A 20,984-nucleotide genomic window follows, 5' to 3' on the forward strand; every position below is an offset into this window, starting at 1 on the left:
CCGGCAGGTCCGCCGCGCGGGCGAGCGCCCAGGCGTCCGCCACCGGGCCCATGTGCCCGAGCTTGTCGGGGTCGGCCACCGAGCGGATCGCCCGGATCCGCCCGTCCAGCACGTCCAGCGCCCAGGTGTTGAGCACCCGCCCCTCCGGGGCGCGGAACACCGCGCCGGGCTGGCCGTTCACCTCGCACACCTCCCAGCCCACGCCCGCCCTGGCGAGGCGCCCGCGGTACCAGACCAGCACCCCGGCCACGGCGTCCGCGCCGGCCACGGCCCGGCCCAGCTGCGGCGCCTTGCCGCCGCTGTCGCCGACCAGCGACACGTCGGCGGCCAGCAGTTCCCGCAAGTCCTCGACCGCGCCCTCGTGCAGCGCCGCGAAGAACCGCTCGGCGAGTTGCTCGCGCTCGTGGCGGTCGGCCTCGAACCGCGGCCGGCCGGCGTCCATGTGACGGCGCGCCCGTACCGCGAGCTGGCGGCACGCCGCCTCCGAGCGGCCCACCGCCGTCGCGATCTCCGGGAACCCGAACGCGAACACCTCGCGCAGCACGAACACCGCCCGCTCCAGCGGGCTGAGCCGCTCCAGCAGCAGCAGTGCCGCCGTCGACAGCGACTCGGCCAGTTCCGCCGACCGCTCCGGGTCCTGGTACGGGTCGGCCAGCAGCGGCTCCGGGAGCCACGGCCCCACGTACTCCTCCCGCCGGACCCGGGCCGACCGCAGCACGTCGATCGCGATCCGGGTGACCGTCGCCGACAGGTACGCGCGGGTGGAGACGGGCGTGGTCGCCGAGAGCCGATAGCGCAGCCAGGTCTCCTGCACCGCGTCCTCCGCCTCGCTCACGCTGCCGAGGATCCGGTAGGCGATGGAGAACAGCAGCGGCCGCAGCTCCTCGAACTCCTGCGCCTCCTGCGCCTCCTCCGTCCGCCTCACGCCAGCTCCGCCCGGAAGCCCTGCCGCCACGAGGGGTGCCGCAGCTGCCAGCCGAGTTCCCGCTTGGCTTTGGCGTTGGAGAATCCGCGCCCCTCCAGCATCATCGCCACGGCCTGGTCCCCGGCCAGCAGCCGGGCCAGCCACGCCGGCACCCGCATCGGCGGCCTGGCACCCGCGCACGACGCCAGGTACGGCAGCCACTCGGCGGCCGGGGCCGGTTCGTCGTCGACGATGTTGTAGACGCCGCGGGCCCGCTGCTCCACCGCGAGGACGGTGGCGCTCGCCGCGTCGTCCAGGTGCACCCAGGAGCTGTAGCCGGTGCCGCGTCCCACCAGCGGGTACTGCCGCTTGCGGAGCAGCTCGACCTGGTCGTCGATGGCGCCCGGCCCGTAGAACGCGCCGTACCGCAGCACCGCGCCGCCCGCGCCGAGGACCGCCTGCTCGGCGTAGCGCAGCGTCTCCAGTCCGAACTGCGTGGCCGTCCCCTCCAGCATGTCCAGCGGGTCGTCCTCGGTCTTCACCCAGCCGCCCTCGCGGATGCCGTTCCAGCTGGCGTAGCCCTGGGCGACGACGTGCGGGACGCCGCTGCGCCGGGCCGCGGCCAGCAGGTGGTCGGTGCCCTCGCGGCGCAGCCGGTTGGTGAGGGCGAACCAGCGGTCCGGGTGCTTGATGTCCGGTTTGCCGGCGTGCGCCTGCGAGATCGCCGTCATCTGGTGCACGATCACGTCCGGCCGGGCCCCGTCCACCGCCTCGGCGACGGAGTCGGCGTCCAGGCCGTCCATCACCACGCCGGTCGCGCCCAGCCGCTGGACCGCGCCCAGCTTGACCGGCGTGGTCGTGGTCGCCGTCACCTGGTGCCCCCGCGCGACCAGCTGCGGCACCAGCCGCCGCCCGAGCACACCGCTTCCCCCTGCCACGAACACCCGCATGGCCCTCGCCCTCCTGATCTCCGGATTCGGTCTCCGGTAGGGGGACGAGACAGCCCCGCCGACTGTGACATCGGGCGCCGGTCACGGCAGGCGGGTGAGGCCCAGCGGGACGGGCACGGCCTCCACGGCCGGCAGCTCCTCCTCGTTCTCCGGGTGGCCGTCGCCCTCGATGTCCAGGTGGGGCAGCAGGCGGGCGAGCCACCGCGGCAGCCACCAGTTCCCGCGGTCCAGCAGGGCCATGCTCGCCGGGACGAGGATGCCGCGGACCACGGTCGCGTCCAGCACCACCGCGCAGGCCAGGCCGATGCCGAACATCTTCACCACCGGGTCGTCGGAGAGCAGGTAGCTCAGGAAGACGCTCACCATGATCAGCGCGGCGGAGGTGATGACTGGTCCGGTCGAGCCGAGGCCGGACACCACCGCGCGCCGGGTGTCGCCGTGGCGCAGGTACAACTCGCGGACGGCGCTCAGCAGGAACACCTCGTAGTCCATGGAGAGCCCGAACAGCACCGCGAACATCAGCAGGGGCACGAACCCGGGGATGTGCACGGGCCCGTCGAGTCCGATCACGGCGGCGCCGTGGCCGAGTTGGAAGACGGCGGTGAGGATGCCGTACGCGGCGCCGACCGCGAGCAGGTTCATCACGGCGGCCTTGAGCGCGACCAGCGGGGAGCGGAAGGCGAGCAGGAGCAGCAGCGCGGCGACGCCGAGGACGAAGGCGACGATCGGCGGCATCCGGTCGGCGATCCGGTCGTTGAGGTCGGTCTGGGCGGCGGGGGTGCCGCCGAGGTGGACGACCTGGCCGGTGCCGGTGGTGGCGGCGGGCAGGGTGTGCTCGCGCAGCCGGTGCACCAGGGCGGCGGTGGCGGGGTCCGCGGGGGCGGTGGTGGGGACGACCTGCCAGCGGGCGAGGCGGCCGTCGGCGGACAGCTCCGCCGGGCCGACCGACGCCACGCCGTCGGCCCGGCGCAGTTCGGCGGCCAGGCCGGTGAGGCGCTGGTCGCCGGCGCCGGAGGCGGGTGTGGGCAGGGTGTCGACGACCTGGAGCGGGCCGTTGAAGCCGGGGCCGAAGGCGTCGGCCAGCCGGTCGTAGGCGGTGCGGCCTGCCGTGGTGGTGGCGTTGTCGCCCGCGTCGAGCTGGCCGAGGGTCAGCCGGGTGGCGGGGACGGCCAGCAGGGCGAGGACGGCGAGCGCGGGCAGCAGGCAGCGCCAGGGCCCGGCGACGACGGTACGGGCGACCGCGGACCAGCCGCCGGGCCGGTCGGCCCCGGGCGCGGGTGCGCTGCCGAGCCGGCCTCCGAGCAGGGCGAGCAGCGCGGGCAGCAGGGTCAGGTTGAGTGCCATGGCGGCCAGCACCGCGACGGCCGGGCAGAGTGCCAGGGCGTACAGCAGGGGAAGTCCGCCGAGGCAAAGGCCCGCGAGGGCGGCGACCACGGCGGTGCCGGCGAAGGCGACGGACTTGCCGGAGCCGGCCGTGGTGCGGGCCGCCGCCTCCTCGACCGGGACGCCGGCCGCGCGCAGTTCCCGGAACCGGGTGAGGCAGAACAGGGTGTAGTCGATGCCGACGCCGAGGCCGATCATCGCCGCGACGGTCTCCCCGGCCGACGGGATGTCCATCCGGTGCCCGATCAGGCCGAGCGCGGGCAGGGTGAGTCCGAGCCCGAGGACGCCCATCACCAGGGGCAGTGCGGCGGCGATCGGGTTGCGGAAGGCCACGAGGAGGACCAGCAGGGCGGCGACGAGGCCGACCAGTTCGCTGTAGCGGGTGGGCTGCTTGTCGGCGGCGGCCGCGAGGAAGCCGCCGGGGGTGACCTCGATGCCCGCCGCCGTGGCCGGGGCGGCCGCTGCCACGATCGCCGCGGTGGTGCCGGAGGTGAGGTCGCGGGCGGGTACGTCGAGGTCGATCGAGAGGTAGCCGGTGTGGCCGTCGGCGCTCAGCGCGGAGTGCCCGGCCGGGTCGAGGAAGCCGGTCACGGCGGTCACGTGCGCCACCTTGGCGACGGCCCGGGCGGTCTCGTCGACGGCGGTCCGCTGGGCGTCGGCGGTGAGCGGGGCGGCCTGCGCGGGGGTGTGCAGCACCAGCGGCTGCCGTCCGGAGGCGGAGGCGGGGAAGGCGGTGTCCGCGACGTCCTTGGCGGCCTGGCTGTCACTGCCGGGCAGGGCGACGGTCTCGCTGGTGACGGCGCCGTACGCGAGGACGGCCGCGACGGCGGTCACGAGCAGCAGCAGCCAGGCGGCGAGGACCCGCTTCGGGCTGCGGGCGCAGCGGCGCCCGAGGGTGGCGAACATCGGTTTCGGTGGTTCCCTTCGGCAAATTCATTGCACTTCGAGTGCAGCGAAAACAGTTGCACCGGCAGTGCAAGAATGTCAACGCGAGGTGCCCCGACCGGGCGACGGCCGGATCAGGCCCGGGTGCTCTGGCCGCCCGGCGGTGGCAGGGGTGAGTCGAGCAGACGGGAGGCGTCGCGGCGGAGGCTGTCGAGCCAGGCGTACACGTCGAACAGCAGCGGCCGGGCCGGCGCCGCCGCGCCGGCGGAGTCCGGCTCGGGCACCGCCGCCGGGACGACGGGGCGGTCGGCGGCGGCGCCGGCCAGGTACGCGGCGGTGTCGGCGTAGATCCGGGCGACGTCCGACGCCCGCCCGAGGACCGGGTCGACCGGCAGCGGCGCCGGGCCTCCGTCCATCTCGACCACGTCGACCACGTCCGCCGCGCCGGCGGAGTCCGGCTCGTCCCGCTGGAAGCGGCGGACGCCGCGCAGCGCGTGGTGACCGGCCAGCAGCGCGGCCTGCCAGTCGGGCCGGTCGCCGGCGGGCCGCGGCCGCAGCACCTCGCACTGGTACTGGGCGTACGTGCTCTCGGCCATCACCAGCGCGTCCAGCAGGCGCGGCTGCCGCTGCCCGTCGGTGCGGCCGGTGAGCCGGGAGGTGGTGACGACGGTGGACGCGGCGACGGCGCGCAGCAGTTCGGCGAGGTCGCGGTGGAGCTGGCGATGGGCGCCCTTCGGCCAGGCGGCCAGGCCGATCACGATGCCGATCACCGAGCCGGTGAACACGTCCAGGAACCGGTCCTCGGCCAGGTGCCAGCCGGCCGGGGCCAGCTGCGCGAACACGGTGGCCACGGTCAGGGTGAACAGGGCCTGCGCCCAGCCGACGCCCCGGGTGGGCCCCAGGCAGAAGGTCGCCAGCATGACGACCGGCAGGATCACCGCGTACACGTCCGAGCGGTGCCCCACGGCCACCAGCAGCCCGGCGCCGGCCAGGGCGCCCACCAGGGTGCCGATCAGGGCGAGCCGCACGGTCTCCCGGGTCAGCGCGGCGGTGCTGCGGGTGAGGGTCAGCGCGGCGAGCATCGCCCAGAAGCCGTGCGGCAGGCTCAGCACCCCGGCGACCGCCCGGGCCGCCGCCAGGCCCACGCTCAGCCGGGCGGCGTTCTGGAAGTACACCGAGCGGGGCCGCAGGTGGGCGAGGAACCGGTGCGCCCACAGCGCGGCGTCGCTGCGGTCGGCGTACCAGAGTTCGCTGCGGCGCAGCGGTTCGGCGGCGCTCCGCGCCCCGGTGGCGAGGTACGCGGTCGCCGCCAGGGCGGCGGCGGCCTCGGCGGTCTCGGCGAGCACCGCGTCGCGCCGCAGCGCGGCGGTGCCGGCCGGCGGGCCGTCGGCGGCCTCGCCGCTCCGCAGCCGCTGGAAGTCGTGCGCCGCCTGCTCGATCGGCGCCGGGTCCGCGGGCCGGCCGGAGCGCAGGACGCGGGTGGAGCCGTCCGCGGCGGCCGCGACCTGCCGCAGCAGGGCGGCGCGGGCCGGGCCCGGCGGGCCGTCCGCCCGCGCGTCCAGCTCGCCGAGATGGGCGAGCAGCACGCGCGCCGCCCGGCCCGCATGGGTCAGTGCCCGCTCGCGACGGGACGGGCCGGCGGGGCGCTCCGCCTCGGGGACGTTCGACAGCCGCAGGCCCTGGATCGCCGCGAGGGCGGCCTCGCGCTCGCCGCCGGGCAGCTTCCACGGCTGCTCGGCGAGCCGGCCGGCGCACCGGGCGGCGAGGTCCGTCGCGTCCGCGGCGAGGTCGCGGTAGGACCGGGTGGGCGGGTCCGGCAGGACGAACGCCTCGGCGGCGATCAGCAGCACCAGGCCGAACGTCATGCCGCCCAGCCGCTCCCCCAGCGTGTCCGGGGCGTACGGCGGGAAGCACGGCAGGATGTACAGCAGTTGCAGGCCGGGCGCGGCGCCGGCCAGCCGCGGCCCGGCCGCCGCGCCGAACGCGAGCAGGAACCCGACCACCAGCATGCCGAGCACGGCCGCCCAGGTCCGGACCGCCAGCACGCTGCCCAGGGTGAGCAGCACCCAGCCCAGCGGGAGCAGTTGGGCCACCACCCGGGCCCGCTGCCGCCCCGTCCCGGGGATCCGGGACAGGCCGGCCATCGCCACCGCCCCGAACAACGCGTACGTCGCCGCGACCGGCCGGTCCAGCCCGTACAGGCCCACGTAGAACCCGGCCACCGCGGCCAGCGTCACCCGCACCGCCCGCCGCCCGGCCGTCGCGGCCACCCCGGGATCCCGCCGCGCCCTCCCCGCCGCCCGGGCCAGCCGTCCCAGCGGTCCGGCGGCGCTGACCTCCCCGCTCATCCGACGCGGCACCTGCCTGCCTCAAAGGGTGCGGACATTCCACCCCCACGATCGCACCGCCCCCACCTCGGGCGCGGCAGCCACACCGACCGCGGCGGCGCGGTGGTAGCGTCCCCGGCGGCGGCCCGGCCGGGCCGGCCCCGGACGGGATGTGCGCCCTACCCGGCCCGCCCCCGGCCGGTCTGGACGACGCACCCGAGGAGACGCCGTGGCCCCCGACCCGCAGGTGACCGGTTCCGTGCCGGTGGCCCGTCCGATCGACGTGGCGTGGATCCACGGGTCGCCGTCGGCCAAGCACGACACCGGCCCGGAGATCCAGGTCCACGCGTACGACGAGGACACCGTGATCCTGCGGCAGAACAAGGCGGTGCACTACGAGGCGCCGTTCCTGTTCCTGCTGTTCGGCGAGGAGCGAGCGGTGCTGCTGGACACCGGCGCGACCGCGGATCCGGCGCACTTCCCGCTGCGCCGGAGGGTCGACGGACTGCTGGCCGAGCGGCTCGCCCGCCGGCCCCGGGAGGGGTACGGGCTGCTGGTGCTGCACACCCACGGGCACGGTGACCACATCGCCGGCGACGGCCAGTTCGCCGGCCGGCCGGACACCACGGTGGTGGGGGCGGACCGGGCCGCGGTGTGGGAGTTCCTCGGCCTCGACGCGGATCCGGACGAGGTCGCGCGGCTGGACCTCGGCGGCCGGGTGCTGGAGTGCCTGGCCACTCCGGGGCACCACGAGGCGGCGGTGACGTTCTACGACCCGGCGACCGGGATCCTGTTCACCGGTGACACCGTCTACCCGGGCCGGCTCTACATCGAGGACGTTCCGGCGTTCACCCGCAGCATCGACCGGCTGATCGCGTTCGCCGACCGGCGGCCGGTCACCCATGTGCTCGGCTGCCACATCGAGATGACCACCACGCCGGGTGTCGACTACCCGATCCGCACCACCTACCAGCCGGACGAGCCGCCGCTGCAGCTGACCCCGGGTCATCTGCGGGAGATCCGCCGAGGCCTCGACGAACTCGGCGGGAGCGGCGCCCCGCGGCCCTACCGCGACTTCGTGCTCTTCCCGACCGGCTGAGCCGGCTCCGCCGGGCCCGCCACCGACGCGGTCGCGCCAGCGGTCGCCAGCCGGCGCAGGCTCGCCCGCCGCTGGAGGGCGCCGAGGCCGGTGGCGGCGCCGCCGAGCGCGATCCAGCCCAGCGGTCCGGCGGTCATCACCACGCCGGTCAGCAGCAGCGGGCCGAGCGACTTCTGCACCGACTGGGCCATCCCGGCGACGCCCAGGTAGGAGGCGCGGGCGTGCGGCGGGGCGAGGCTCACCGCCAGCTCCCAGGAGCTGACCGAGCGGAGCAGTTCGGCGAGGGTGACCAGGACGGCGGCGGCCAGCAGCGCCGCGGAGGCCGCCAGGGCGCCGCCGCCGGTCGCGGCGGCCAGCAGCAGGCAGGCGGCGAGCAGCGTCAGCCCGTACCGGCGCAGCGCCTTGACGGCTCCGAGCGGGCCCTCGGCCCAGGCGGAGACGCGCAGTTGGAGGACCACCACGAGGACGGTGTTGAGCACCAGGAAGGCGGGGACGAGGGCGTGCGGTGCGCCGGTGTGGTGGACCAGCCACAGCGGCAGGCCGACGTTGAGGACCGAGTCGTCCAGGTTGAGCGGGATGTCGAGCAGCACGAAGAGCAGGTAGCCGCGGTCGCGCCAGGGGCTGGGCGCCGCGGCCGGTGCGACGGCCGGTCCGGCCGCGCCGCCGTCCGGGTGCCGGGCCACCACCAGGCCGTGCCCGGCGGGCTCGCCGATGCGGCGGACCAGGGCGGCGGCCAGCACGAAGGAGAGGCCGTTGGCGATGATCAGCGCGCGGTACGCGCCGACGGTGCCGACCGCCAGGCCGACTGCGGCGAGGCCGGCGCCGAGCGCGTAACCGGCGTTGGCGACGCTGCGGAACAGGGCCTGGTAGGCGCCGCGGCGTTCGCCCGCGACCCGGGTGGCGAAGAGCATCTCCAGGGTCTTGGCGGCCCGTTCGCCGAGGCAGGTGAGCGCGACCACGGCGAGGAGCACGGCGTACCGGTCGACCACCAGCAGCAGCGCCATGGTGCCCAGGCGCAGCAGGTGGCAGGTGATCAGCAGGCCGCGGACCGGGAGCCGTTCGGCCAGCCGCCCGGCGAGCGGGGAGCCGGCGATCCCGGCGACCGCGCCGATGCCGAGCAGCAGGCCGAGCTGGCGGGCGTCGAGGTCGCGGACGAAGGTGAAGTACAGCACCGAGGCGGCCGACCACAGGCCCGTCCCGGTCCGGTCGACGAACTGGGAGAGCAGCATCGTGCGCCCGTCCCGTCCGCCCGGCGGCTGCCGCAGTTGCGCAACCAGTCCGTTCCCGCTACGCCGCATGGCGAGCCCCCGATCCGTTCTCCCGACATGAATCTCGACATCAAGATACTTCATGTCGAGATTCCTGGGGAGGTCGGGAGGTCACCGGCCGGCATGCAGCCGCCTCGATATCCATCGCACAACGGTTATGACGCGTTGTCAGCTCCGCCGTTGATCTCCGGGCGGGCGGCACGCAAGGGTGGTGGCGCCATCGCTTCCACGACCTCCACGGGGGAGATCCGTCCATGAGGAAGATCCTCAACACCGCCCACGCCTACATGATCGTCGGCCTGCTCAGCGGTCTGTTCTACCGCGAGTTCACCAAGGCGAAGGACTTCCACGGCGACACCCAGCTCGCCGTCGTCCACACCCATGTGCTGGCGCTCGGCATGCTCTTCATGCTGATCGTCCTGGTGCTGGAGAAGCAGTTCACCCTGTCCTCCGTCGGGCTGTTCGCCTGGTTCTTCCGGATCTACAACGCCGGCCTGGTGGTCACCGTGGGCATGATGACCCTGCACGGCATCCTGACCGTGCTCGGCCGGGAGTCCGGCGAGGCGATCGCCCTCGTCGCGGGCCTCGGGCACGTACTGCTGACCGTCGGTCTGGTGCTGCTGTTCATCACCCTCGGCAAGTGCCTGCCCGCCACCAAGGCGTCCGGTGCCACCGACCCGGGTGCGACGGCCGCGGCACCGAGCTCCGAAGGGCAGTGAACGGACGTGGCCACCACCCTCGCGTACGGCTTCTCCACCGTTCTCGACCTGCTCGTCCTCTTCATCGGCGCGCGCTTCCTGCTGGTCCCGCGCGCTGCGGCCGCCGGATACGGCGTCCCGGCCGCGCCGAACGGCGACCCCGCCTACCTCACCGTGAAAGGCGTGCGCGACCTCGCCTCCGGCGTGATCGGCCTCGCCCTGCTGGTCGCGGTCGGACTCCGGGCCGAGGCCTGGTACATGCTGGCGGTGGCCCTGGTGCCGCTGGGCGACACCGTTGTCGTGCTGCGGAACGGCGGCACCCGGGCCGCCGCGTTCGGCATCCACTTCGCCACCGCGGTGCTCGTCCTCGCGGACGCCGCTTTCCTCTTCACCTTCTGACCTCCGGAAAAACGCAGCGGCCCTGCGGGAGGAATCCCGCAGGGCCACTGCCTCTTTCCGACCGGTGCCGCTAGGCGACGGTGGCCGCGGGCCGGGGCTGCTCGGGCAGTTCGGGCAGTTCGGGCCGGTCCGCGGGCAGGTAGAACTCGGTGTGCCCCTCCACGTGCAGCTGCGGCAGGCGGCGGTCCAGCCAAGCCGGCAGCCACCAGTTGCCCCGGCCGAGCAGGTGCATCACGGCGGGCACCAACAGCAGCCGCACCAGCGTGGCGTCGATCAGGATCGCCGAGCCCATCCCGACCCCGATCACCTTGATCGGCAGGTCCGGTGACGGCACGAAGGCGGCGAACACCGCCACCATGATGGCCGCCGCCGCGGTGATCACCCGCGCGGTGCCGGCCAGGCCGCCGACGATCGACTCGGCGTTGTCACCGGTGCGCAGCCACGCCTCGCGCATCCGGCTGACCAGGAACACCTCGTAGTCCATCGAGAGTCCGAACAGCACGGCGAAGGTCAGCACCGGCACGAACGCGGGCAACGGGGTCGGGTTGTCGATGCCGATCAGCTTCCCGGCCCAACCGCCCTCCAGTACCAGGGCGACCACACCGTACGAGGCGCCGACCGAGAGCAGGTTCATCACGGCCGCCTTCAGGGCGACGGCCAGGCTGCGGAAGGCGACGACCAGCAGCAGCATCGACACCGTCACCACGCCGCCGACCAGCAGCGGGATCCGGCGGGAGATGTTCGCGGTGCTGTCGATCGCGGCCGCGGTCGCCCCGCCGACGTGCACCCGTACGCCCGTCCCGGCCACCTCGGGCAGCACGTGGTCGCGCAGCTCGCGCACCAGCTTCCCGGTCGCGGAGCTCTGCGGGCCGCTGTCGGGGACGACCGTCAGCAGGACCGCGCGGCCGTCCGCGCTCGGCACCGGCGGCGTCACCGCCACCACGTGGGCGACCTTGCCCAGCGCCGCCGGCAGACCGGCCACCGCGTCCGGGCCGGTGCCGGGCGCCAGCTCCGCCACCAGCAGCAGCGGACCGTTGCTGCCCGGCCCGAACCCGGCCGCCACGGTGTCGTACGCCTGCCGGTTGGACCGTCCCGCCGGGTCGTTGCCCGCGTCGGGGAAGCCGAACCGCACGCCGAGGAACGGCGCCGCCAGCGCCACCAGGACGGCCACGCCGGCCACCGCGCCGAGCACCCGGTACCGCTCCACCAGCCGGCTCCAGCGCAGCCAGCCCGCGCCGACCGCGACACCCGCGTCCGGGCGGCGCCGGGGCAGCGGCAGCCGCAGCCGCTCGATGTGCCGGCCGAGCCAGCCGAGCATCGCCGGGAACAGCGTCGCCGAGGCGGCGAGGACGATCAGCACGGACAGGACCGCGGAGACGGCCGCGCCGCGCATGAACGACAGGCCCATCGCGAACAGTCCGAGCATGCTGACCACCACGGTCAGGCCGGCCACCACCACGGCCCGGCCGGCCGTGTCCAGTGCCGCCACCGTCGCGGCCTCGGGCTCCAGGCCCTCGCTGCGCCACTCCCGGTACCGGGTGACCAGCAGCAGCGCGTAGTCGATGCCCACGCCGATGCCGAGCATCGCGGCCAGCGACGTCGACCAGTCCGGCACCGGCATGACCGCGGCCAGCACCGGCAGCAGCAGGCTGCTGACCGCCAGCGCGCCGAGCGCGGTCAGCAGCGGCAGGCCCGCGGCCACCACGGACCCGAAGGTGACCACCAGGATGAGCGCCGCGGCGGCCATGCCGATGCCCTCGGAGCCGATCGCGCCCTGCTCCGCCTGCTGGACGGTCATCCCGCCGAGGTGGATCTCCAGCCCGCCGTGGGCCCCACCCGCGAGGTCGAGCAGCCGCTTGGTGTCGTCCTTGGGCATGTCGGGGGCGTTGGCGACGTCCAGGTGCAGCTGGCCCATGGCCGTCTTCCCGTCCGGCGACACCTTGCCGCGCGGCCCGTACGGGTCGTCCACGGCCGCCACGTGCGGGACCTGCGCCATCCGGCCGATGATGCCCTGCACCTCGGCGCGGGCCGCGTCCCCGGCCACCCCGCCCTCGGCGTGCACCACCACGCCGATCGACTCGCCGCCCAGGCCCGGGAAGTCACGGGCCAGCAACTCCTGCGCCTGCTTGGAGTCCGATCCCGGCGCGCTGTAGTCGGCGCTGTACTTGCCGCCGAGGCCCGCCGACAGGCCGAACGCCACGCCGATGGCCAGCAGCCACAGCAGCACCGTTCGGCCCCGGTGCCGGAAGCTCCAGCCGGCTATTCGTCCCAGCGGTCCCGGCCGCTGGAGCCCGGCGGGCGGACCGCTCGGTGTCTGGGGCATGACGTCCTCCGAGAAAAGCGTGAAGCCTCGTAACGCTGATAATGGAGCGTAACGTAGCCCTCGACGGGTACACACTGTCAAAACGACCCGACAACGATGTGGCGCGGCTCACCGCGGACGGACGGAGGAACGATGGCGGCAGAGGCGACCCGGAAAGCGCCGGCGAGGACCGCGGCAGGCGGCGGCACCCCCACCGCGGGCGCCACGGGCACCGCGCCCACCCGGCGCGAACGCGCCCGCGCGGCCACCGTCGAGGAGATCAAGAACGCCGCCCTCGACCTGATCCGCGACCACGGCAGCGCCAACCTCCGCTTCACCGACATCGCCCGCACCCTCGGCCTCACCCCACCCGCCCTCTACCGCTACTTCGCCGACCGCGACGAACTCCTCACCGCCCTCGTCACCGACTCCTACGACAGCCTCTCCGACGCCCTCGACGCCACCCGCGGCACCGTCCCCGCCGACGACCTCGACGCCCGCTTCCTCGCCACCTGCGGCGCCTACCGCAGCTGGGCCCAGGACAGCCCCGAGCGCTTCGCCCTCATCTTCGGCAGCCCCGTCCCCGGCTACGCCGCCCCGCCCGACGGCCCCACCGCCGTGGCCGGCCGCCGCGCCATGGACCACGTCCTCGAACTCCTCGCCGACACCGCCACCGCCGGCCGCCTCGGCCACCCCCTCGTCCCCGACACCGAGCAGGCCACCATCCTCGCCTGGGCCACCGTCCACGGCTTCGTCACCCTCGAAGCCCACGGCCACCTCCACGCCCTCGACCCCGCCACCCGCGACCACCTCTTCACCACCCAGGCCCGCCTCGCCGCCCGCACCGCCGGCCTCACCCCCGCGAGTCCCTGACCCGGCGGTCGGATCCCGGCCCCCGGGTCCCGTCCTCCCGTTCCGCAGCATGCGCTCGTGAGACTCCGTCAGGCGAGTCCGGTAACGCTTCGTGAGGCTGACGCCGCCGCCGTGACGCACTGTCGAACAGCCCGCCCGGCTCCACGCCGGGGTGTTGCGTTCGCCCTCGAGGCGGCGCACGGTGGAGGTGAAGGGCCTGACCCGAACGGCCCTGAGCAGCACGGGCCCGAGTTCGCGGGACCCGGCACACGACCCGGCTGGTGCGGCCTCCAGGCGTGGCGTCCTCGTGACGCGACGCGGCGCCCGCATGCCCGGACGGCGGCGCCGGGCCCGGCGGCCCCGGCGTCCGAGCCGCCCACCACAGAACAGACCCAGCAGAAAGGAGCCCGGCCATGGGCCTGCAGCCTTTCCCAGGAGCAGGGTTCTTCCATGACGGACAGGTCAGTCCGATCATCACGGCGATGGGGCAGCGACTCGTCGCGGAGGGGTGCAGTCACTACCAGGTCGGCCCCGGTCCCTCGTGGGGCGGCGCCGACAAGGCGTCCTACGCCGCGTGGCAGCAGAAGCTCGGCTTCTCCGGCGGCGACGCCGACGGCATCCCGGGGCAGACGTCCTGGGACCGCCTCCAGGTCCCGTCACCCAACGGCGACAACGGCAGTCGCGCCTCCTCCCCCGTCCCCGACCACGGCATCACCACCGGCTACCACGTCCCGGGCTCGCACTGGAGCCTCGGCTACCACACCGGCGCCGACTACGCGGCCGACGAGGGCACGCCGTGCGTCGCGGTGCTCAACGGTTCGATCAGCCGGGCGGACGACGACCCGAGCTTCGGCCACTACCTGGTGCTTCGCGTCGACGGCTCCGACTTCTGGTACTGCCACCTCTCGGAGCGGCTGGTCGGCGCGGGCGCCGGTGTCGGCGCAGGGCAGGAGATCGGCCGGGTCGGTCAGACCGGCAACGCGACCGGCCCCCACCTGCACTTCGAGAAGCGCCCCGCCGGCGGCGGCTTCGGAAGCGACGTCAGCCCGGACTGGTGAAGCACGCTCAGCCGTCGGCGAGGGTGACACCTCCGTCCGCGCCGACGGCGTAGACCTCGATGCCGAGCCGTTCCCGCACCCGCAGCGGCACCCGGAGCGCGGCCCGCACACCCTCGGACGGCACGACCAGCGCGTAGCGCACGTCCGCCGACTCCGCCGTCATGCGTCGAAGCAACTGCCCGTAGGCGATGTCGGCGTCGATGCCCGGCTCGCTGGTCCGCCCCTTGGCCTCGGCGACCAGCCGCCGGCCATCGCGCTCGGCCTCGAGGTCGGTGTACGGGTCGGTGGGCGCGACGATGCGCCAGCCGTCGCCGGTGAGGTGGGTGCGGAAGGCGTGGACGACGCGGTCCTCGTCGCTCGACCAGCTCGGCCAGGTCTCCAGGACGGGTGCCAGCCGTGCGGCGACGGCCGCCAGGTCCGCGGTTCGGTCGCGCCGGCGCAGGCGCCCCCTGGCGTCCGCGTCCAGGTCTGCGGGGCGGACGACCGCCAGCCGCAGTCCGTGCCGCGGGATCTCGGCCTCCCGGCGGGCGTCGTACAGCGCCCGCTGCTCGCCGCGATGCACTCCGCTGACGGTCGTCCGCTCCGGCTTGTCGAAGAAGGCGACCGGCTCGTCGTGCTGCCGTTCGCGGTACTCCACCACGAGCCTGCGGCCGGGCCAGTAGCCGTCGACCGGCAGCCGGGCCCGGCGGCCGTTCGTTCCCGGGTCGCCGCGCAGCCAGTCGAACCGGTGCTGTCGTGACGCCCGCTCATCCAGGTACTCGTCGCACAGGTCGAGGACGTACGCCTCGTCACTTTCCGCTCTGGCGTCCATGGCACGGGATCCTGCCATCCCGCCCGCGGTTCGGTGGCGCGCGGTCGGAATTCGCTCGCACCGGTGCCCAGCGGCGGCGACACTCGGCCGGTGCGCACTTCCTCACCGCCGGCCGGCCCGTACGGCCCGGACCCGGTTCCGGATCCCCGCAGCTGTGACCTCGCCCCCGACTTTGCCGGCATGGAGGAGTTGGTGGGCGGACTGGTGCTGCCGGCCCACGCAGCCGCGGAGGTCGTGAGCGCGTTGGAGACCGCGCGTGAGCTCGTACGGCACTCCTACTACCGCTTCGAGTTCGCGACCGTCGCGGTGGCGCACGCGCAGCTCGCTCTGGAGCGCGCGCTCGCCCTGCGGCTGGGCGCGGCCGGTACGGTCCGGGAGCTGATCGACCGCGCGGTGGGCGAAGGTCTCCTCCCGGCCGATCCGGCCGCCCGGCTCGAACCCGGCTGCCGGGTCGCCGGGTTGCTGACCCGGGGCGAAGTGACGAGTGCGGCTGTCCTGCCGCTGCGCGCGGTCGCCCTGGTCGGCGCGGTCTTCGAGGCCGTTGGCCTGCTCCTCCCCGCGCCGCCCGACGCCGGGGCGGACTCCGACGAGTCGCTCGCCCGGCGGTGGGAGGAGCACTGCCGCGCGCCGTACCCGTCGAGCTTCCGGGGTGTCGACGTCGCGGGGGTGGAGCTGATCCTCCTCGACGCGGACCTGGCGGCCGTGACGCTGTGCGAACTGAGGGGAGAGCTCGACGACGACCGCATCGCCGTCCTGTGGCGCTGCATCGACGCCCTCGACCGGGCCGTTCCCGCGATCCCCGAGGCGTACTGCGCCGCGTACTTCGCCCGGTGGCGGACGACGGCGTGGCTGATCGCGAGGCGCTACGTTCCTGCCGCGATCTGACCCGAACGGCCCTCAGGGTGCCGGAGCGAGGACCGCGCCGAGCGCGACAGTGCCGTCGAGGAGGGCCTTCGAGCGGGCGGTGGCGGCGGCGTCCCGGGCGGCGAGTGCGGTGGCGAGTTGATCGGTACGGCGGGCGCGGCGCAGCTCGGGCATGAGGGCGCGGAGCGGTGCGATGCGGTAGCCGGCCTGCCGCAGCTGGTGGACGATCCGGGCGTCGCGCACCTGGGCGGGGGTGTAGCGCCGGGCGCCGCGGTCCGGGTCACGGTCGGGGACGGCGAGGCCTTCGGTGTCCCAGTGGCGCAGGGTGGAGGGGCGGACGCCGAGGGCGGTGGCGAGTTCGGTGACGGTCATCGCGTCGGCGGCGCGGACGTCGGTGATCGGTTCGGCGGAGATGGCCGCGGCGGCATCCTGGGCGTGCCGCAGGTCGGTGCGTTCGGTGTGGAGACGGGCGTGGGCCGCGTCGAGGAGGTGCAGCACCTCGTCGGAGGCGGGGTAGTGGTGGGCGGCCCGGACGATCCGCTTGGCTTCGACCGGGCCGACACCGGCGGCGAGGGCGCGGTACGCGAGGGCCGACCGCAGGTGGAGTTCGGTGTAGGTGCGGTAGCCGGTGCCGGTGCGTCCGGCCGGTGGCAGGACGCCGTCCCGTTCGAGGTTGCGGATCTGCTGCGCCGAGTACCCGGTGCGCCGCGCGATCTCGGCGGTACGGAGGCCGCTGGTTCCGGCTGATTTGAGACGTACCATGCCGAATCGCCCTCCACTGCGGGTCAAGTCTCCACAAGCACGTGAATGCCACGCTGGAGCATATGACCATGGACGAGATCATCAGCTTCGTGGACGGCCTCGGCGGCGTCCTGACCCTGCGGCCGGCGCCCGGGGACGGTTCGCCGGAGATCAGCTGGGGCGACGCCTTCTTCTACTTCGCGCCCGACGGCGCCGCTCCCGCCTCGGCCCAGCCGTTCGCGACGCTGGTCACCAAGGACTACCCGGGCGACGAGGCCTCCCGGCTCGACCGGCCGGACGCGTTCCGGGTGAACGTGGCCGCCGGGAAGGGGGAGTTCGCCCGCTGGACCGGGCACGGCCCGCTGGATCCGGGCGCCGAGGACGCCGTGATCGCCCACCCGGTGTACGGGGCTCTCGGGTGGCTGGCGGTGGTGAACCCGGGCCCGCGTACCGACACGGCGGTCCGCGAATTGCTGCGGACCGCCCACCGGCTCGCCCGCGCCCGGCACGAGCGGCGCGCGGCACCCGGGGCCTGACGCTCCGCCCCGGGTGCCGCCCGAGGCAGGTCAGGCCGATTCGAGCGACAGGCCGGACTCCACCGGCAGCCCCGCCTCGACCCAGTCCTGGATGCCCTCCCGGTACTTCCGCACGTTGCGGTAGCCGAGGGCGGTGAGTCGCGCAGCGACCTGCCCACTGTTGCCGCAGGCAGGGTTGGAGCAGTAGGTGACGATCGCCGCGTCGCGGTCGGGCAGCAGGTCGGCGGCGCGGCTGTCGACCTCACCGGGCGTCAGCGCGAGTGCGCCGGGCAGGTGCTGGTCGGCGTAGTAGTCGCCGCCGAGGGTGTCGAGGACGGTGACGGCTCCGCCGTCGATCGCCGCCCTGAGTTCGTCGCGGGTGATGAGTGTGGCCATGCTGGCGCCTCCCTGGGAATCGGACTACAGTCCAGATATGAACGAGAGTAGCGGACCGCAGTCCGGTTTGCCAGTGACGCCGGCGGCACCGGTACCGACGGCGCCACCGGTACCGCTGGAGCTCCTGCTGTCACCACCGCCGAAGGAACGCGCCGACGCGGCCCGCAACCGCGCGGCCGTCCTGGAGGCGGCCTCACGGCTGTTCGAGGAGCACGGGGTGGAGGCCGTCTCGCTCGACCAGGTCGCCGCGGCGGCCGGAGTCGGCAAGGGCACCCTGTTCCGGCGCTTCGGCGACAAGTCCGGGCTGGCCGTGGCCCTGCTGGACAACAGGGAGCGGGTGTTGCAGGAGGCGGTGCTGCACGGTCCGCCGCCGCTGGGGCCCGGCGCCCCTGCCGCCGAGCGCGTGCACGCCTTCCTGGACGCCTACCTCGACTACCTGCTGGGGCACCTGGCGCTGGTCCGGATGTCCGAGACCGCCTCACCGGGTGCCCGCTACCGGATCGGGGCGTACCGGTTCTGGCACCGCCATCTGGCCATCCTGCTCGTCGGCGCGCCCGACCCCGACCAGGTGGCCCACGCGCTGCTGGCGTCGCTGTCGGCGGAACACGTCGGTGCCTTGCTGCCCGAACTCGGCGACCGTCGGATCCGCGCCGGGCTCCACCACCTGGCCACGGCGGTCACCCCGCCCGCCTGACCCCGCAACGGCGACGCCGCCGCAGGTCGGACGACCTGCGGCGGCGTGACGTACCGAAACGATTCGGCTCAGTGGAGGCCGGCGGCGAGGGCCTCGATGTCGGGGACGAGGTCGGCGGGGGTCGGAAGGGCCTCGTTCTCGGCCCGGAGGCGGGCGGCCGAGGCCCGGAGGTCGGGGTCGGCGACCAGCCGGGTGAGGAGCGCCGCGTCGACGTCGGCGGAGGCGCTGCTCAGGGCGGCGCCGGAGCCGGTCATGACGTCGGCGATGGCGAAGTTGTCGGCGCCCTGCGGCAGCAGGAGCTGGGGGATGCCGGCCTGCATACCGGTGAGCGTGCTGCCGCCGCCGCCGTGGTGGACCACCGCGTCGCAGACCCGCAGCAGCTCCGCCAGCGGCACCCACGGCAGCGGGCGCACATTGGCCGGAACGGTACCGAGCTTGGTGAGATCCGCGTCACCCACGGCGAGCAGGAACTCGGCGTCGACCGCCGCGGCCGCCTCGATCAGCGGGGCGATCGCCTGGACGCCGTCCACCTGAGTGATCACGGTGCCGAGGGTGACGGCGACCCTCGGCCGGTCGCCGCGGCGCAGCAGGCCGGACGGGACCACGCCGCCGCCGTTGTACGGGACGTAGCGCATCCGCAGGCCGACCGGGTCGCCGCCGAGCGAAGCGGGGACGATGTTCAGCGGGGTGGTCCCGGCCGGGCCGGCCACGCCGTGCTTCTCGTACAGGTCGGTGACGTGGCCGGCGAGGCGCGCGGCCATGTCGAGGCCGGAGGTGATGCCGAAGTTCTGCAGCGCCGCCGGGATCCTCAGCTTGGCGGCGACCAGTTGGGCGGAGGCCATGCAGGAGTCGTGGACCAGCAGGTCGGCTCCCCAGGACCGGGCGATCTCCAGCAGGTCGTCCACGGTGGGGCGGGAGGCGTACGCGAAGGCGGCGGCGGCCATGTCGAGGATCTGGTCCTGGGTCAGGTCCGGCCGGGCGTAGCTCGCGGTCGCCCCTCCGCTGGACGCCTGGAACGCCTCGCGCAGCGTGGTGCCGTCGCCGATCTCGATCATCGAGAAGCCGGCCAGCCTGAGCTGGTCCGACGGTTCGGGGACGGCGAAGAGTATCTCGTGCCCGGCGGCCCGCAGGGCCTGCGCGGTCGGCACCATCGGGAAGAGGTGGCTGGGCGCGGCCGGGCCGGTGAACAGTACGCGCACGGTGGTTCTCCTGAACATGGGTCGGCGGGTCGTTCCGCGGGGGCCGCCCGCGGTGCCGGGCGGCACCGCGGGGTGATCGTCCCCGTTCGGATCAACTGACGAGCCATCAGTTCGCGTTCCCACCACCGTCGACATTCGGACGTTCTGGGAGCGGCCGGGCGGTTCCCGGGGCGGAGGGTCAGCTGTCACCCGGTACGGTCCTCCCGGCGGCGATCGCGTCGGACACCGACTGCCACACCGGGTCGGTCGCGAGGGCGGACAGCTGCGGGGTGTCGAGCACCGGCGCGTCGCGGGTCGGCCCGTCGGCCTTGCTGCCGGGGCCGGGGAGATTGCCGGAATCGGCGATCACCTGGGTGCCGTCCGGCTTCAGCAGGGTGACGACCCACACCTGCTCGCCGCCGAGGGCGGCCTCGGGCCGGTACGCCGTCAACCGGGAGCCGTCGGGCCGGGCGGTCACGGTGCAGGTGGTGGGGGTCGACCCTGGGGGGCAGTACGTCGTGGTGCTCGGGTTCCGGGGCTCGAGCCGGACGACCATCACCCGGACACTGCTCGAGCCGCGGCTGTCGGTCACGGTGAAGGCCGCCGACGCCGTCCTGACCGGGGCGTGCTGGTCGTCCCCGCCTCGCACCAGGCCGACCGGCGTGCTCAACGTCGCCCCGGGCAGACGCTCCCGGAGCAGGTCCAGCATCCGCTCGACGGTGACCGTGGGTTCGGTGGAAGGCGCGGTGGAAGGCGCGGTGGTGGACGGCTGCGCGGCCGGGGCCGCCACGGTGGCGGCGGGCCGCAGCTGCGCGGCGAGCGTGCCGGCCCCGGCGAGCAGGACGACGGCGGCGGCGCCCGCGAACACCGCACGGCGGCGCTTGTGGCGCGTACCGCGCTGGTGCGCGCCGAAGGCGATGCCCTCGACGGACGGGGGCGGTGCGTCGTCGACGGCCTGCCGCAGGGCACGGGTGAGTTCGTCTTCGAAGGACATGGCGGATACCAGGCTTCCTGATGGGGCTCGTTGAGGTCGGCTAGCCGGCGGCGCGCTCGGCGAAGGTGTCGCCGAGCAGGGCCCGCATCCGGTGCAGGGCGCGGTGGGTGCGCGAGCGTACGGCGGTGGAGCTGAGCTGCAGGATGGCCGCGGTCTCCTCGACGCTGCGGTCCTCCCAGTAGCGGAGCACGACGACCGCCCGGTCGCGGGCGGAGAGGGTCTGCAGGGCCTGCAGCAGGGTGACCCGCAGGGCGGGGTCGGCGTCGAGGACGGCCGGCTCGGGCAGCTCGTGCGCGGCGGACTCCCGGCTGCTGCGGCGCCGGCGGTGCGAGACGAAGGTGTTGAAGAGGACCTTCTGCGCGTAGCCGGCCGGGTTCTCCAGCCGGGAGACCCGCCGCCAGCGGACGAACACCCGGCTCAGGGCCTCCTGGACCAGGTCCTCGGCGAGGTGCCGGTCGCCGCCGGTGAGCAGGTACGCCGTCCGGTACAGCGGGCCGCCGCGGGCGGCGGCGAACTCCAGGAAGTCGGGCGGTGCCGCTGCCGCGGCCGCCTGACGAGTCGTCGGTGAGAGGTCCATGCCTGGCAAACGCTCCGGGCGGCGGATCCTGTTGCACCCCGGCGCCAGATTTGTTCGACGAGTTTCCGGCACGTCCGACCGGCGCCGCG

Annotated in this window: 18 protein-coding genes and 3 pseudogenes; 9 read left to right on the forward strand and 12 right to left on the reverse strand. The window is 74.7% G+C overall.

Annotated elements, in window-relative coordinates; genetic code table 11:
- Positions 1 to 16: 16 nt before the first annotated feature.
- The 4 genes and pseudogenes from FHR36_RS21425 to FHR36_RS21440 all read right to left on the reverse strand — a co-directional run.
- Positions 17 to 925, reverse strand: a pseudogene (locus FHR36_RS21425) (RNA polymerase sigma-70 factor); the annotation flags it as partial.
- Complete coding sequence (locus FHR36_RS21430; RefSeq protein WP_253799778.1) at positions 922 to 1,854, reverse strand: NAD-dependent epimerase/dehydratase family protein; 933 nt, start codon at positions 1,852 to 1,854, stop codon at positions 922 to 924. The gene FHR36_RS21430 and the pseudogene FHR36_RS21425, both read right to left, overlap by 4 nt.
- Before the next feature lie 81 nt (positions 1,855 to 1,935).
- Positions 1,936 to 4,143 (reverse strand): MMPL family transporter, encoded by a 2,208-nt coding sequence (locus FHR36_RS21435; RefSeq protein ID WP_253799779.1) that lies wholly within the window; start codon positions 4,141 to 4,143, stop codon positions 1,936 to 1,938.
- Positions 4,144 to 4,256: 113 nt separating this feature from the next.
- On the reverse strand, positions 4,257 to 6,470 hold the full coding sequence (locus FHR36_RS21440) for an FUSC family protein (RefSeq protein WP_253799780.1): 2,214 nt from the start codon (positions 6,468 to 6,470) through the stop codon (positions 4,257 to 4,259).
- 208 nt (positions 6,471 to 6,678) lie between these two features.
- Here FHR36_RS21440 and FHR36_RS21445 point away from each other — a divergent pair, with 208 nt between their 5' ends.
- Positions 6,679 to 7,548, forward strand: a complete 870-nt coding sequence (locus tag FHR36_RS21445) for an MBL fold metallo-hydrolase (protein ID WP_253799781.1) — start codon at positions 6,679 to 6,681, stop codon at positions 7,546 to 7,548.
- On the opposite strand, the gene FHR36_RS21450 is transcribed toward FHR36_RS21445, so the two are convergent.
- Positions 7,515 to 8,777 carry an MFS transporter gene (locus FHR36_RS21450; RefSeq protein ID WP_253799782.1) on the reverse strand — a complete coding sequence of 421 codons (1,263 nt, stop codon included), beginning with the start codon at positions 8,775 to 8,777 and terminating at the stop codon, positions 7,515 to 7,517. The two genes, FHR36_RS21445 and FHR36_RS21450, sit on opposite strands and share 34 nt — an antisense overlap.
- Positions 8,778 to 9,070: 293 nt before the next feature.
- Between FHR36_RS21450 and FHR36_RS21455 the strand changes: the two genes are divergently transcribed.
- The gene (locus FHR36_RS21455; protein WP_253799783.1) at positions 9,071 to 9,535 is read left to right on the forward strand and encodes a DUF2871 domain-containing protein; all 465 of its coding nucleotides are present in this window, start codon (positions 9,071 to 9,073) and stop codon (positions 9,533 to 9,535) included.
- A 6-nt stretch (positions 9,536 to 9,541) separates the two neighbouring features.
- The gene (locus FHR36_RS21460; RefSeq protein WP_253799784.1) at positions 9,542 to 9,913 is read left to right on the forward strand and encodes a DUF4267 domain-containing protein; all 372 of its coding nucleotides are present in this window, start codon (positions 9,542 to 9,544) and stop codon (positions 9,911 to 9,913) included.
- Positions 9,914 to 9,983: 70 nt separating this feature from the next.
- On the opposite strand, the gene FHR36_RS21465 is transcribed toward FHR36_RS21460, so the two are convergent.
- Entirely contained in the window at positions 9,984 to 12,236 is a 2,253-nt protein-coding gene (locus FHR36_RS21465; protein WP_253799785.1) for an MMPL family transporter, read from the reverse strand.
- Between the two features lie 132 nt (positions 12,237 to 12,368).
- Here FHR36_RS21465 and FHR36_RS21470 point away from each other — a divergent pair, with 132 nt between their 5' ends.
- The 3 genes and pseudogenes from FHR36_RS21470 to FHR36_RS21480 form a co-directional block, all read left to right on the forward strand.
- Entirely contained in the window at positions 12,369 to 13,088 is a 720-nt protein-coding gene (locus FHR36_RS21470; RefSeq protein WP_253799786.1) for a TetR/AcrR family transcriptional regulator, read from the forward strand.
- A 401-nt stretch (positions 13,089 to 13,489) separates the two neighbouring features.
- Positions 13,490 to 13,726: pseudogene (locus tag FHR36_RS21475) on the forward strand (peptidoglycan-binding protein); the annotation flags it as partial.
- Positions 13,727 to 13,834: 108 nt separating this feature from the next.
- Positions 13,835 to 14,125: pseudogene (locus tag FHR36_RS21480) on the forward strand (M23 family metallopeptidase); the annotation flags it as partial.
- 7 nt (positions 14,126 to 14,132) lie between these two features.
- On the opposite strand, the gene FHR36_RS21485 reads toward FHR36_RS21480, so the two are convergent.
- Positions 14,133 to 14,936, reverse strand: coding sequence for a hypothetical protein (locus tag FHR36_RS21485; RefSeq protein WP_253799787.1), 804 nt, complete (start codon positions 14,934 to 14,936; stop codon positions 14,133 to 14,135).
- A gap of 90 nt (positions 14,937 to 15,026) precedes the next feature.
- On the opposite strand from FHR36_RS21485, the gene FHR36_RS21490 reads away from it, so the two are divergent.
- Positions 15,027 to 15,821: a hypothetical protein gene (locus FHR36_RS21490; RefSeq protein ID WP_253799788.1), complete on the forward strand. Its 795-nt coding sequence runs from the start codon at positions 15,027 to 15,029 to the stop codon at positions 15,819 to 15,821.
- 12 nt (positions 15,822 to 15,833) lie between these two features.
- Here FHR36_RS21490 and FHR36_RS21495 read toward each other — a convergent pair whose 3' ends face one another.
- Positions 15,834 to 16,562: a MerR family transcriptional regulator gene (locus FHR36_RS21495; protein WP_253799789.1), complete on the reverse strand. Its 729-nt coding sequence runs from the start codon at positions 16,560 to 16,562 to the stop codon at positions 15,834 to 15,836.
- A 62-nt stretch (positions 16,563 to 16,624) separates the two neighbouring features.
- Between FHR36_RS21495 and FHR36_RS21500 the strand changes: the two genes are divergently transcribed.
- On the forward strand, positions 16,625 to 17,077 hold the full coding sequence (locus tag FHR36_RS21500) for a DUF6194 family protein (RefSeq protein ID WP_253799790.1): 453 nt from the start codon (positions 16,625 to 16,627) through the stop codon (positions 17,075 to 17,077).
- Between the two features lie 30 nt (positions 17,078 to 17,107).
- Here the strand turns inward: FHR36_RS21500 and FHR36_RS21505 are convergent, their stop codons facing one another.
- Positions 17,108 to 17,452: a rhodanese-like domain-containing protein gene (locus tag FHR36_RS21505; protein ID WP_253799791.1), complete on the reverse strand. Its 345-nt coding sequence runs from the start codon at positions 17,450 to 17,452 to the stop codon at positions 17,108 to 17,110.
- Positions 17,453 to 17,489: 37 nt separating this feature from the next.
- Between FHR36_RS21505 and FHR36_RS21510 the strand changes: the two genes are divergently transcribed.
- Positions 17,490 to 18,146, forward strand: a complete 657-nt coding sequence (locus FHR36_RS21510) for a TetR/AcrR family transcriptional regulator (RefSeq protein ID WP_253799792.1) — start codon at positions 17,490 to 17,492, stop codon at positions 18,144 to 18,146.
- Positions 18,147 to 18,214: 68 nt separating this feature from the next.
- On the opposite strand, the gene FHR36_RS21515 is transcribed toward FHR36_RS21510, so the two are convergent.
- The 3 genes from FHR36_RS21515 to FHR36_RS21525 all read right to left on the reverse strand — a co-directional run bounded on the left by FHR36_RS21515 (position 18,215) and on the right by FHR36_RS21525 (position 20,895).
- Positions 18,215 to 19,345 carry a nucleotide disphospho-sugar-binding domain-containing protein gene (locus FHR36_RS21515; RefSeq protein ID WP_253799793.1) on the reverse strand — a complete coding sequence of 377 codons (1,131 nt, stop codon included), beginning with the start codon at positions 19,343 to 19,345 and terminating at the stop codon, positions 18,215 to 18,217.
- Positions 19,346 to 19,523: 178 nt separating this feature from the next.
- Positions 19,524 to 20,318: a hypothetical protein gene (locus tag FHR36_RS21520; protein ID WP_253799794.1), complete on the reverse strand. Its 795-nt coding sequence runs from the start codon at positions 20,316 to 20,318 to the stop codon at positions 19,524 to 19,526.
- A gap of 40 nt (positions 20,319 to 20,358) precedes the next feature.
- Positions 20,359 to 20,895, reverse strand: a complete 537-nt coding sequence (locus FHR36_RS21525; RefSeq protein ID WP_253799795.1) for a SigE family RNA polymerase sigma factor — start codon at positions 20,893 to 20,895, stop codon at positions 20,359 to 20,361.
- Positions 20,896 to 20,984 lie beyond the last annotated feature (89 nt).

The organism is Kitasatospora cinereorecta (genome assembly GCF_024172095.1).
In the GTDB taxonomy this organism is placed as follows: domain Bacteria; phylum Actinomycetota; class Actinomycetes; order Streptomycetales; family Streptomycetaceae; genus Kitasatospora; species Kitasatospora cinereorecta.

Coding starts and splice junctions, on each gene's coding strand:
- FHR36_RS21430 (WP_253799778.1), bottom strand. CDS start 1,854: ATGCGGGTGTTCGTGGCAGGGGGAAGCGGTGTGCTCGGGCGGCGGCTG.
- FHR36_RS21435 (WP_253799779.1), bottom strand. CDS start 4,143: ATGTTCGCCACCCTCGGGCGCCGCTGCGCCCGCAGCCCGAAGCGGGTC.
- FHR36_RS21440 (WP_253799780.1), bottom strand. CDS start 6,470: ATGAGCGGGGAGGTCAGCGCCGCCGGACCGCTGGGACGGCTGGCCCGG.
- FHR36_RS21450 (WP_253799782.1), bottom strand. CDS start 8,777: ATGCTGCTCTCCCAGTTCGTCGACCGGACCGGGACGGGCCTGTGGTCG.
- FHR36_RS21455 (WP_253799783.1), top strand. CDS start 9,071: ATGAGGAAGATCCTCAACACCGCCCACGCCTACATGATCGTCGGCCTG.
- FHR36_RS21465 (WP_253799785.1), bottom strand. CDS start 12,236: ATGCCCCAGACACCGAGCGGTCCGCCCGCCGGGCTCCAGCGGCCGGGA.
- FHR36_RS21470 (WP_253799786.1), top strand. CDS start 12,369: ATGGCGGCAGAGGCGACCCGGAAAGCGCCGGCGAGGACCGCGGCAGGC.
- FHR36_RS21485 (WP_253799787.1), bottom strand. CDS start 14,936: ATGGACGCCAGAGCGGAAAGTGACGAGGCGTACGTCCTCGACCTGTGC.
- FHR36_RS21495 (WP_253799789.1), bottom strand. CDS start 16,562: ATGGTACGTCTCAAATCAGCCGGAACCAGCGGCCTCCGTACCGCCGAG.
- FHR36_RS21500 (WP_253799790.1), top strand. CDS start 16,625: ATGACCATGGACGAGATCATCAGCTTCGTGGACGGCCTCGGCGGCGTC.
- FHR36_RS21505 (WP_253799791.1), bottom strand. CDS start 17,452: ATGGCCACACTCATCACCCGCGACGAACTCAGGGCGGCGATCGACGGC.
- FHR36_RS21510 (WP_253799792.1), top strand. CDS start 17,490: ATGAACGAGAGTAGCGGACCGCAGTCCGGTTTGCCAGTGACGCCGGCG.
- FHR36_RS21520 (WP_253799794.1), bottom strand. CDS start 20,318: ATGTCCTTCGAAGACGAACTCACCCGTGCCCTGCGGCAGGCCGTCGAC.
- FHR36_RS21525 (WP_253799795.1), bottom strand. CDS start 20,895: ATGGACCTCTCACCGACGACTCGTCAGGCGGCCGCGGCAGCGGCACCG.